General features: G+C 32.9%; 10 protein-coding genes. 2 read left to right on the top strand and 8 right to left on the bottom strand.

The window, feature by feature from the left end; translation table 11 throughout:
* Window positions 1-454: ABC transporter permease (locus tag J6V67_RS03435; RefSeq protein ID WP_367205743.1), on the bottom strand; the 454-nt coding region annotated here is incomplete at its 3' end.
* Window positions 454-2,997: a preprotein translocase subunit SecA gene (secA, locus tag J6V67_RS03440; RefSeq protein ID WP_291858809.1), complete on the bottom strand. Its 2,544-nt coding sequence runs from the start codon at window positions 2,995-2,997 to the stop codon at window positions 454-456. The genes J6V67_RS03435 and secA, both read right to left, overlap by 1 nt.
* 119 nt (window positions 2,998-3,116) lie before the next feature.
* Here secA and lolA point away from each other — a divergent pair, with 119 nt between their 5' ends.
* A complete protein-coding gene (lolA, locus tag J6V67_RS03445; protein WP_291858812.1) occupies window positions 3,117-3,632 on the top strand; it encodes a LolA-like outer membrane lipoprotein chaperone in 516 nt (171 codons plus the stop codon).
* Window positions 3,633-3,641: 9 nt separating this feature from the next.
* Here the strand turns inward: lolA and J6V67_RS03450 are convergent, their stop codons facing one another.
* Together J6V67_RS03450 and J6V67_RS03455 are read right to left on the bottom strand one after the other, a co-directional pair.
* Complete coding sequence (locus J6V67_RS03450; RefSeq protein ID WP_291858814.1) at window positions 3,642-4,100, bottom strand: hypothetical protein; 459 nt, start codon at window positions 4,098-4,100, stop codon at window positions 3,642-3,644.
* The gene (locus J6V67_RS03455; protein ID WP_291858817.1) at window positions 4,097-5,410 is read right to left on the bottom strand and encodes an ATP-dependent RecD-like DNA helicase; all 1,314 of its coding nucleotides are present in this window, start codon (window positions 5,408-5,410) and stop codon (window positions 4,097-4,099) included. The genes J6V67_RS03450 and J6V67_RS03455 overlap by 4 nt, the downstream gene beginning before the upstream one ends.
* A gap of 48 nt (window positions 5,411-5,458) precedes the next feature.
* On the opposite strand from J6V67_RS03455, the gene J6V67_RS03460 reads away from it, so the two are divergent.
* Window positions 5,459-7,378 (top strand): M15 family metallopeptidase, encoded by a 1,920-nt coding sequence (locus J6V67_RS03460; RefSeq protein ID WP_291858820.1) that lies wholly within the window; start codon window positions 5,459-5,461, stop codon window positions 7,376-7,378.
* Here the strand turns inward: J6V67_RS03460 and gltS are convergent.
* The 4 genes from gltS to J6V67_RS03480 all read right to left on the bottom strand — a co-directional run.
* A complete protein-coding gene (gltS, locus tag J6V67_RS03465) occupies window positions 7,375-8,574 on the bottom strand; it encodes a sodium/glutamate symporter (protein WP_291858822.1) in 1,200 nt (399 codons plus the stop codon). The genes J6V67_RS03460 and gltS overlap by 4 nt on opposite strands.
* A gap of 163 nt (window positions 8,575-8,737) precedes the next feature.
* Window positions 8,738-9,922: a cell division protein FtsZ gene (gene ftsZ, locus J6V67_RS03470; protein WP_291858824.1), complete on the bottom strand. Its 1,185-nt coding sequence runs from the start codon at window positions 9,920-9,922 to the stop codon at window positions 8,738-8,740.
* A 14-nt stretch (window positions 9,923-9,936) separates the two neighbouring features.
* On the bottom strand, window positions 9,937-11,373 hold the full coding sequence (gene ftsA, locus J6V67_RS03475; protein WP_291858827.1) for a cell division protein FtsA: 1,437 nt from the start codon (window positions 11,371-11,373) through the stop codon (window positions 9,937-9,939).
* A 2-nt stretch (window positions 11,374-11,375) separates the two neighbouring features.
* The coding region (locus J6V67_RS03480; protein WP_291858830.1) for a peptidylprolyl isomerase at window positions 11,376-12,365 on the bottom strand (990 nt) is incomplete at its 5' end.

Raw genomic sequence — 12,365 nt, forward strand, 5'->3', positions numbered from 1 at the left:
AAAGTGCAAAATCATCAGCAATCCCCTTTCCAAGAAGAATCTCAAAATCACTTGGAGTAGTATTGCTAAGCGCTTCTTTTACCACAGAGTTTATCTGTTTTTCATCATCAAAATTTACACCAAATAATATACCGCCTTCAAGCTTATTGCCATGCTTGACAATAGCTTGAGTTGAAATATATGGGCTAAATTTAAGATTGCTAAATTCTGCTTTTAATCTATCTACATCACTTTTATCAATTCCACCTTTAATGTAACTTAAAATAGTAATTGGATAATTCATAGTAAAGAGTTTGCGCTCAAACTCTTTATCAAAACCATTCATAATAGCCATTGCAATAATAAGCACCATAAGGCCAATACTTACACCCAAAAATGCTAAAATTGCAGATAAAGCAATAAACGGTTGAGAGCGATCAAATCTAAGATATTTAAAAAGTAGATACCTAACCACTAGGCAAAAACTCCTTTTTTTGGTCCACTCTTGCCACAACACTCTTTAAATTTAGCTCCACTACCACATGGACAAGGTGAATTACGAGATGGTTTTTTATCTATTTTTACTGATTCATTTGGAGTTTGATTAGAATTGCTATCTGGCTCTTCACTTTTAAATTTAACTATTTGTAATGTTCTTACACTTTCTGTTTTTAATCTATTTACTAACTCCATAAATAGATTATAACTCTCTTTTTTATACTCAGTTAATGGATCTTTTTGATTATAGCCTCTTAATCCAATGCCAGTTTTTAAAATATCCATTTGATATAGATGCTCTCTCCACGCAGCATCTAGAATTTGTAGATATAGTAATTTTTCTATACCTTTTCTTTGTTCGATATCTATATGCGACATCTTAAGTTCATAATCATTAGCCAATTTATCTATAATAAACCCTTTAAGCTCATTAAAATCAAGACCTTTAAGCTCACTTGGATCAATATCAATTAAGCTATTTTCTTTTATCACAAGAGCTAATCTATCTATATCAAAGTCCTCGCTTAATCCACCTTCAATAATATCAGCTTCATTTAATATCATCAATACTAAATCTTCTCTATTTAAGATTATTTTCTCTTTTAAATCGCTATTTGGATCTAGTAGTTCATCTCTATACTTATATATTGTCTTTCTTTGCTCATTTGCTACATCATCATATTCTAGTACATGCTTTCTACTCTCAAAGTGTAGGCTCTCTACCTTTTTTTGTGCGTTTTCTACTGCACGAGTAACTAGTCTACTCTCAATGCTTTCGCCCTCTTCAATTCCAAGGCGCTCCATTATAGCCTTAATCTTATCACTGCCAAAGATTCTAAGCAAATTATCCTCTAAGCTTAGATAAAATCTACTTACACCAGGATCACCTTGACGACCAGCACGCCCTCTTAATTGATTATCGATACGACGGCTCTCATGCCTTTCAGTGCCAATAATATATAAACCACCAAGAGCACGCACTTCATCATCAATACGAATATCTACACCGCGACCAGCCATATTAGTCGCAATAGTTACAGCACCTTTGGCTCCAGCTTCGGCAATGATTTGCGCCTCTTTTTCATGATTTTTAGCATTTAATACAGAGTGAGCTATACGCTCTTTGGCTAACATTTTATGAAATAACTCACTTTTTTCAATACTTGCAGTACCTACAAGTACTGGCTGACCTTTAGCATTGGCTATTTTTATCTCTTCTATTACAGCTTTAAATTTCTCATTTTCACTCTTATATATTAAATCATCTTTATCTACTCTTTTAATTGGCAGATTGGTTGGGATAGATATTACATCTAAGTTATAAATTTGAGCAAATTCAGCCGCTTCAGTTTGTGCAGTACCAGTCATTCCAGCAATTGTTCCATACATTCTAAAGTAGTTTTGAAAAGTTATATCAGCTAAAGTTTGACTCTCTTCTTGGATTTTTACACCCTCTTTAGCTTCTAGTGCTTGATGAAGGCCTTCGCTAAATCTTCTACCTTCGCTTAATCTACCAGTAAATTCATCTACAATTACCACGCCTTCATCACGAACTACATAGTGTACATCTTTTTCAAATAGATTATGAGCCTTAAGAGCTTGGTCTAAATGATGGCTTAAAATTGCATTATCTAGATTGTATAAATTTTCTACTCCAAATAGCTTTTCAGCTTTAGCAATTCCAGCCTCAGTTATTATTATAGTTCTACTTTTTTCATCTACGGTAAAATCTCCAGTTGGCTTATCTTGCGGTGTAGCTGCTGGCTCTCCTCTTGTCATAGCTCTTGCTACCTCATCTGCTTTGATATATCCATCTAATGTACGATTAGTAGGACCTGAAATAATTAATGGGGTTCTAGCTTCATCAATTAAAATACTATCAACCTCATCTACAATAACAAAATTATGCTCTCTTTGAACCTTACTAGATAGTTCAAATTTCATATTATCACGCAGATAATCAAAGCCAAATTCATTATTTGTACCATATGTAATATCAGCATCATATGAGGCTTTACGCTTACTATCATCATACTCCCCACCTACTATAATACCGACACTAAGACCTAAAAAATTATATATAGCACTCATTTGCGTAGCATCACGTTTAGCCAAATAATCATTTACCGTTACTACATGGACTCCCTTTTTATCCATTGCGTTTAAAACAACTGGCAAGGTTGCTACAAGGGTTTTTCCCTCGCCCGTTTTCATCTCTGCTATCTTGCCTTCATTTAATACCATACCGCCTATTAGTTGCACATCAAAGTGTCTCATATTTAGCGTTCTTTTTGACACCTCTCTAACAATAGCAAAAACATCATTTAATATGCTATCTTTAGTAGCCTTGCCATCTATTAAAGAGTTTTGCAAAGTAATAAATTCGCCCCTTAATTCATCATCACTTAATACTTCATATTTTGATTCTAAGGCATTAATTTTGGCTACTCTTTTATAATATTTTTTAATCTCTTTATCATTTTTAGTTCCAAATATTTTTCTAGCTATGAATGAAAGCATATTATATCCTGTAGTTAAAATAAGTCGCTATTTTATCTAAAAATCCCTTAAATTTAAGCTTTTATTTGCTAAATTTAGCTAAAATCATCTATTTAAAATACTCAAATTTAAGGCAAAATATGAGAAAATTTATACTTGTTTTTATCCTATCTTTAAATCTTTTTGGAGCTAATGAGTTAAAATTTAAAAGTTTAATTGGCGAATTTACTCAAACTATCACCAGTCAAGACCAAAAGATAATATATACTGGATCGTTAGCTATTGATAGTGATTTTGGTGCATTTTGGCAATATGATACACCAATGCAAAAACTAATATATTTTAGCAATAATCAAGTTATTATCATAGAACCAGAATTAGAACAAGCCATAATTACTAACCTAAAAAGTTCTCCAGATATCACTAAAATACTAAAAAATGCCAAAAAGCTTAGCGATGATAAATTTCAAGCAGTTTATGAAGATGTAGTCTATGATATCACCACTCAAAACTCACTACCAAAACTCATTGCTTATGAGGATAAACTAGGCAATAAAGCTATAATTGAATTTACCCAAATAAGCAAAGATAAAATAATAAGCAAGGAGATTTTAACGCCACAAATTCCAAGCAATTACGATATTATTAGCAATTAAAGATTTTTATTAAAATTTACCATCTAAGAGTTGATTTTCAATCTTTGGTAAATTTGGCACATTAGGCGGAGTTGAATCACCCTTGTTGTGCATATCTCTTATAGCATCAAGAATCTTTTGAACATTAGTTTCATCGACAAATTTAAGCCTAATGATATATATATCATCGATTGTTATAGAGTGCTTTTTATCTATATATTTTGTTAGAGTAGATTTAAAGCTCTCTTTGCCTTTTGAGGTCATAATATCTTCAGCATAAAAGCTACCTACAACAATATTTAAAGCATCATAAATAGGTGCTTTTTCTACATTATCATCTCTAGTTATAATCTCTAAATCCATTGATATTTTTTTAAGATTATTTACATCATATTTTGAGTATAAATCGCTCTCAAAACTCTCAACACTCACCACATCGCCAAAGCTAATTCCACATAAAATTAGCCAAAACATAAAAATTTTTTTCATATTCTTTCCTTTATAAAATTCTCTTTTTCATAAAACCTAGCTACGCATTTATCTATATTTACTACACTTTTTAGATATGAGTAAAAATCTCTTTTGCGTGTATAAATTATACTTAAATCATTCCAGCTAATTGCTCGTGATAGCGCTACATAAAGCTGTCCATTAGCAAAAATATTATTTAAATCACATACCAAATGCCTTATACTCATACCTTGCGATTTATGGATTGTAATAGCGTAGGCTAATTTTAGTGGAAACTGAGTAAATTCAGCCCGCAATTTCTCTTTTATACCGCCTTCATCATCTTTTTCGTACTCAAAAAGTGAATATGTAAATGGCTCTACATCGGCTATATTTCCGCTATCTTTTAGCACACTTATGCTAACTACCACGCCATTATCATCTTTATTAATATTTTTGATAATGCCTTGTTCGCCATTATAATACTCGCCCCATTTATTACATAAAAACATAACTCTAGCACCAATTTTTATCTTAAGTTCGCTTAAGACATTTAGATTATTTATCCACTTAGTATAAGCATCGTTTTGTAGTGTCTCATCATAAACTCTACCACTTGCGCTTATAGTTTCAAGTGGATTTGGAATTTGGGCTAATTTTTTAGCATTTAATGCATCAGCTTCAGCATTTCTACCATATAAAATTACACTATCTTTAGCGATCTCATTTGTAATTTTTGAGCTTAGTCTTTTGTAAATTTCAGCATCGATGATTCCTAGTCTAATGCGTGAAAGCATAGAATAAAATTGGACATCTGATGTGCGCTTAGATATTACTAATTCAATATTTTTAAATTTAAAATTATACCAAGCTGTCGAGTCAAATGCATAGTTAAATTTTATTAATGCCATATCATCTTTTTGGCGTTTAACAGGTGGAAGCTGATAAAAATCCCCTACAACCATAAGCCGCCCTTTAAATCCACCCTGCATAAGACGCAAAGATATCATCTCCATTAAATCTGCACTCACCATAGAGATCTCATCGATTATTAAAAGATCGATATTTTTAATAATATCAAACAGCTCTTTTAGCTTGCCTTTTTGCTTTGCATCAATCGCTTTAAGCTCTAAAAAATCTGCACATAGTCCAAATTTAAAAATGCTATGAATGCTTACTCCACCAAGGGCAACAGCACTAATTCCTGTACTACCAAGGGCTACAACATTTTTATTATTACTTTTATAAATTCGCAATATCTCCTTAGTCGTATAACTCTTACCTACACCCCCACCACCAGTTAAAAATATATTATGTTCTTCTAAAAGTTTTAAAATATGATTTAACAAAACAATTACCCTATTTTTGTTATAATTATAGCAAAAACAAGGGAATAAATGCGAAATTTAGTGTTAATGTTAATCATTTTTATATTTTTTGGTTGTGCTAAACAAAGCTATACTCTAAATGAACTAAATTTAAATCTTAATCTAGACTTTAAGCAAGATGCTAATATATTACCCGATACAAATTTAAACTTAAATATTGATAAAGCTGAGCTTTTAGAGCGCTATTTTAGTGTTTGGGATGATGAGTTTGGCGATATAAATAATGCTATGTGGGCATTTAATACTTATACTTATCAAAAACAAAAATATTATGGAGAGAGTCAAATTTTACGCACTCAAAACTGGTTTGATATGCAAAAACAAAACGCAAATTTTGCCCAGTTTAAAAGTATTTTAAAACCTGCAATTATCTTAAGAGATACTGCTGTTAGAAGCTTTCCAACAAATGAGAGACTATTTTTAAGCTTACAACCAGGCGAGGGTTATCCATTTGATTATTTACAAGATTCAAATTTAGAAGCCTATCATCCAGTTTTAGTTTCGCACTTTAGCCTAGATAGAGCTTGGGCATTTATCAAAAGTGATTCATTTAGCGGATTTGTCTCCTCTAATAATATAAAAATATTAAGTCAAAATGAAGCTAATAAATTTAAAAAATCCAAATTTGCTATATTTATTAAAGATAAAATTGCTATAAAAGATAAATTTGATACCTTTAAATTCTACTCACGAGTTGGCGGTTTAGTACCATATACTCATATTAAAGATGGCCATTTCATCACACCTGATGGACTAGCAATCAATCAACAAATTGCTACTACACAACTCAAACTTACTGCACAAAATGCTAAAAATGTGATAAATCAGATGCTTGGGATGAATTATGGCTGGGGAGGAATAGATGGTTTGCGGGATTGTTCAGCATTTACTAAAGACTATTTTGCAAGCTTTGGAATTTGGCTTCCACGAAACTCCAAAGCGCAGTCCCAAATCGCTCAAATCATAGATCTAAAAGGGCTTAATAATAGCGATAAAAAGGCTAAAATAGCCAAATTTGGAGTACCATATGCTACGCTTTTATATCTAAAAGGTCATATTATGCTCTATACTGGCATAATTGATGGCAAAATCAGTGTTACGCACGCATCTTGGGGGTTAAAAACCAAAAATAACGCCAGAGCGCTTATAGGTCGCACAGCTATCACAGATATAGAAATTGGTAGCGATAGAAACGATATAGCTACAACTTTGCTAAGTTTAGTAGAGTCTATGAATATCATAACTAGCAATTCAAAACTAGCACTAACAAATAGTTATAATATTAAATTCAACAATGATTTACTTATTTTTCCTAACGGCAAAACAATCCCTTATTATGATAAAGAACGAAATCCAACTATAAAAGATATGTTTAATTTAGAATATCCACTTTTGATGCCTTTAAATTCACCACTAATTGATGCTGGTAGAATTAGAAATGAGCTGTTTTTTGGCGAAATTTATGGCAAAAACGAAGAAGAAGTAAAGGCAAATTTAACTGAGGTTATCTGGCTAAAAAATAGTCTAAATCAAAAGCTTAAATTTAGTTCCATCAATGGCGCTGCACAAGCACTACAAAGAGTTAGCGATGAGCTAAATATCTTAGTACAAAATGAACCAAATTTAATAATCTATCTACAAAACATTGGTGGCACATTTAAATACCGCAACATTGCTCAAAGCACTAACCTCTCAGCACATAGCTGGGGAATTGCTATTGATATCAATGTAGCAAATAGTCACTACTGGCTATGGCATAAAGAGTACCAAAATCACATTCCATATAAAATTGTAGAGATTTTTGAAAAAAATGGATTTATATGGGGCGGCAGATGGGAACATTTTGATACTATGCATTTTGAGTATCGCCCTGAATTTGCCGCCTTACGTGGTATCAGACAAAGTGATACCAGCGTAAAAAAATATTAATTAAAAATAGGCAAACTTACCATTCCTGAAATTACAAAGGCGTTAATAATATCAATAAAAAACGCTCCAACTAAAGGAACTACAATAAAGGCCATATGGCTTGGCCCATAATGCTTAGTAACTGTTTGCATATTTACTAATGCTGTTGGCGTAGCACCAAGCCCAAAGCCACAATGTCCAGCTGATAAAACAGCTGCATCGTAATTTTTACCACAAAATCTATATGTAACAAAAATTGAATAAAGCACCATAATAATAATTTGAACTACTAAAATAGTCAGCATTGGAAGCGCAAGCGAGATTAGCTGAGAAAGATTAATAGTCATCAACGCAAATGCTAAAAATAATGATAAACTAACATTACCAATCACTGAGACTTCACGATCAAAGACTGTATGAATTTTAGTTGCTGATAAGACATTTCTAAGCACAGCACCAACTAATAAACACCATACAAATGTAGGCATAGTCACAAATGTTACAATTTTTTTAAGTTCAGTTCCAACCAATAAACAGATTGTAATAAGCGCTAAAGACTCAATAAATGAATTTGCTGTAATTAGCCTTTCTCTTTCTGGTTCTTCAAATAATGTATCATCTTTACCTGATTTATCTTTAGAAACTAGATTATGTCGTACTACTAAATATCTAGCTACTGGTCCGCCAATAATCCCGCCAGCAATGAGTCCAAATGTAGCAGCTGCCATTGCAATCTCCATAGCTGGAGCATAATTATATGGCTCTTTTATAAACTCAGCTGCCCATGCAGCACCAGTACCATGACCACCACTCATTGTAATTGAGCCTGATAAAAGGCCAATTAATGGATTTTCACCCATTGCTAAAGCTACGCCAACACCAGCTAAATTTTGCAAAATCAAAAGACCAGTAACGATAAATAAAAAACCAAATAAAATCTTACCACCCTTTTTAAACGCAGCAAAATCAGCACTCAAACCAATACTAGCATAAAATGCTAGCATAAGTGGATCTTTTAGTGAACCATCAAAGCTAAAGCTAAACCCTGCATATCTATTGGCAATAAATATTGCTATAGCTACGATTATACCACCTACAACTGGTTCTGGAATATTGTAATCTTGCAAAAATTTGCTCTTTTTGATAATAAAAGTACCTAGCAAGAGTACAAAAACCATCGCACAAAGAGTGGAGTAAAAATCAAACGTAATTTCCATGTTACCACCTTAAATTTAAATTAGATTTATAATTATATTCAGTTTAGCTTAAATAAAAGGTAGATTTTGGAATTTGTAGTTAAATTTAAGTTATAAATAAAAGATAGATTTAAGAGTTGGTGGCCAAATTTAAGCTTGACCACCAATAAAGGGGCTAAATTTATTAATCTAATTGATGACGACTAATTGTTGGAATATCTAAATCATCGCTACTAATATTTAAATCCAAACCTGAAACTCTACGATAACTAAATATACTCTCTTTTGGCTCTTCAGCTTTTACTGGAGTACTCTCTTTAGCAGCTGCTACTGTAGTTGCATTAGCAGCAGTAGCTGGTTGAAGTTTAGCTATATTGCTATCTGAAAAACCAGTAGCTACTAAAGTTACTAAAACTTTATCAACTGGCATATTTATATCACATTTTGTACCCCAGAATATATCTGCATCAGGATCAGCAGCTGCTTCAATAATCTCCATCGCTTCAGTCATATCGCTCATTGGGCAGTCTGGATGAATCGTAAAATGTACGATAGCACCCATCGCACCTTTAATATCCATATCATCTAATAATGGAGATTGCATAGCGCATTTTAATGCTTCTTGAGCTGCACCATCACCTTGAGCTTCTCCTACCCCCATAAGTGATAGACCTCTATGGCTCATAGCAGTTTTTACATCAGCAAAGTCAAGGTTAATATCACTCTCACCATGACTAAGAACGATTGAGCTCATACCATTTACTGCACGCGCTAAAATACTATCTACAATTTTAAAGCTATCTTTAATTCCAGCTTTTCTATCTACTATATTGCTTAGCTTTTCATTTGGGACTACTACGACACTATCGCACTCTTTTTTAAGCTCGTTTATACCCTCAACTGCTAAGCGCATTCTCTTGCTACCTTCAAATTTAAACGGGGTAGTTACTACAGCAATAGTTAGCGCACCAATCTCTTTAGCAGCTTGAGCTACAATAGGAGCTGCGCCAGTACCGGTACCACCGCCAAAACCTGAAGCAATAAAAACAATATCAGAATTTTCTAATGTTGTTTTAATATCTTCATAGCTTTCCATTGCGGCCTCTTTGCCTACAGTTGGTTGCATACCAGCACCTAAGCCTCTAGTTTTTTTCTCACCTAATTGAATTTTATTTGGGGCTGCTGAGCTATCAAGTGCTTGCGCATCTGTGTTGGCTATAATTAAATCAACACTTTTCATACCATCTTCGTTATGTATACCTTCTCTAATGATATGATTAATCATATTGCCGCCACCGCCGCCGACACCTACAACCTTAATCTTTGCACCATAAACATTTTGTTTTTCTTCTACTGTAAAACCACTCATCACAAGCCCCTTTTTTAAAATAAATTTTTTAAATAGTTCATAAATTTAGAGACAGAATTGACCTTTTCTAGGGCAATATTCTCTTTTAGGACATCTTTGTCGCCATTATCATCAATTTTAAGATCTAGTTCCATTTTTTGCTTAGGCTGAACTTTAGGCATAACATCATCAAAACTAGCTAAATTATTACTTGGAATAGTCTGCGGGATATGCTCATCAAATTCTTTAGTTGCCACAAATGGATTTGGTCTTAATACTATCTCATCTTTGTGGCGTAGCTTTCGCTCAGAGTCTATCTCATATGGAGTAAAATATCCAGCACCATATAGACAAAGTCCAATTGCGCATGAATTTGCTGGGTCTTTAAAGACATCAATAGAACCGCTAAACTCTCTTGGCCTAGCAATTCTAACAGGCATATTATCAAATATTGCAGTAGCTAACTCTCTAAGCCCTTCTATCTTAGCCATACCACCAGTTAGCACAATACCGGCTGAAGCATACTCTTTATATCCACTCTCGCTAAGCATCTTAGCAAGTATCATTAAAGCCTCTTCAACACGCATATATATAACATTTATTATTACACTAATATCTACTTCGTGACTAGAGTTCTCATCTCCTAAATCAGGCAATACAATTAGCTCGTTACTTCTAGGCTTTAATGTACCATATTTTATTTTTACTTCTTCAGCTACTGCTGGCGGAGTGTGAAGTACTGTAGATATATCAGTGGTTATATTTAAACTTCCAACTGATAAAAAATCATTATATCTAATTGAATTTCCTGAGTGAATCACCATATTGCAGCTAGAACCGCCCAAATCTATTAATACTGTACCTAAAGCTTTTTCATCTTCATTTAATGTAGAAATTGCTGAAGCGTATCCAGATAATACAATATTATCGGCTTTTAATCCAGCTTTTTCTATCGCTTTTCGTAAATTCATAATAGCGGATTTTTGCACAGCAATGATATGAGCTTGCACCTCTAGCCTAGTACCATTCATACCAAGTGGATCTTCTATATTGTCTTGTTCATCTACTTTAAAATTATATGGTAAAGTATGCAAAATTTCATAATCGTGTGGAATTTTTACCTTATATTCAGCTGAACTAATAGCACGCTCAATCTGCTTAATTGTTACTTCTTTTTCAGGAATATTTATCACATCTTTACAATTAATATTTTTTGCATCTTTACCAGATATTGAGACTATAACTTTATCAAATTTAATTCCAGCTGTCCGTACTACGCTGCTTACGACTGATTTTATAGAATTTGAAGCTAATTCGATATTTGTGATTGAGCCCTTTTTTAGTCCTTGGGATTTGACTGTTCCCATACCGATAACTTTTATAGTATTTTCTAATGACCTTGGCTCATGTTCTACCATCACAGCGCAAATCTGCGTAGAACCGATATCAATACCTAAAATTTTAGTTCCCACGACTACTGACCTTTGTAATATTGTTCTATCTTATATCTATGCTGAAGTGATGAGAGTAAATCATCTATTAGCTGTTCATTTTTGATATTATAAGCACTATTGCTTAATAAATTTTCATATTGCGATATATCATTAGCATTTGCTAATTTTTGATCTGTGATCTTATATATTATAGCTTTATTGCCTACAATTATATAGCCATCTTTTATATTTCTTGCAAAGATTGAATTTATAAACTCACTCACTTCATTTTCATTTAATCCATCAATCTGCGGCATAGAATCCCTAGATACAAATCCAATATCTTTACCGCTAAAATTATCTAAAGCACTCTTGGCCTTAATCTCTAGACTATCTTTTAGTTTATTATCTATATACTCATCTACTATTAACTCTCTAGCCTCTTCATAGCTCATAGGCTTTGGTAACTCTTTAGACTCTAGTCTAGATATTAGATATCCATCTTTATAATCCACTCTATATACAAATGGTTTTAGATAGTCGCCTACTTGCATATCTTTTAGCTCGCTAGAATCAAAGCCAAAATCTCCATCTAACACAGCCATATCAAATTCTAGCTCTACCTCACCTTTTTTAGCTTTTATATATTCACTTAGAGCTAACTTCCTAGTTTGCCTCATATCATATTCGTCTTTTACACGATCTTTAGCAGCTTCAAAACTTAAAATTTTATCAAATCCATCTCTAAACTGCCCTCTATTTTCTTCATAATACTCTTGCAATGCAGTCAAATTTTCATCACTTATGACTTTAGGGATAAATTTGCTCTTTAGATTATACTTTGTTTTGGTTAGATATCTATCTTTATTCTTTTCCCAGATTGATTTTAGCTCAACCTCATCAACTTTTATACTATTTCTATCTAGAGAAATAATCTGCGCAGATACCTTATCTTGCATAAAGTAGCTAGCTGCTAACATATCTAAATCTCTATCGCTAACATCAACTCTAATAGCACTAAAAAGCTTCTG

The sequence above is a fragment of the Campylobacter sp. genome (genome assembly GCF_017646085.1).
In the GTDB taxonomy this organism is placed as follows: Bacteria; Campylobacterota; Campylobacteria; order Campylobacterales; family Campylobacteraceae; genus Campylobacter.

What these genes read in the sequence shown, in the direction of transcription:
- J6V67_RS03460 (WP_291858820.1), top strand. Translation starts at nt 5,459, where the DNA reads ATGCGAAATTTAGTGTTAATGTTAATCATTTTTATATTTTTTGGTTGT.
- J6V67_RS03450 (WP_291858814.1), bottom strand. Translation starts at nt 4,100, where the DNA reads ATGAAAAAAATTTTTATGTTTTGGCTAATTTTATGTGGAATTAGCTTT.
- gltS (WP_291858822.1), bottom strand. Translation starts at nt 8,574, where the DNA reads ATGGAAATTACGTTTGATTTTTACTCCACTCTTTGTGCGATGGTTTTT.
- secA (WP_291858809.1), bottom strand. Translation starts at nt 2,997, where the DNA reads ATGCTTTCATTCATAGCTAGAAAAATATTTGGAACTAAAAATGATAAA.
- ftsZ (WP_291858824.1), bottom strand. Translation starts at nt 9,922, where the DNA reads ATGAGTGGTTTTACAGTAGAAGAAAAACAAAATGTTTATGGTGCAAAG.
- lolA (WP_291858812.1), top strand. Translation starts at nt 3,117, where the DNA reads ATGAGAAAATTTATACTTGTTTTTATCCTATCTTTAAATCTTTTTGGA.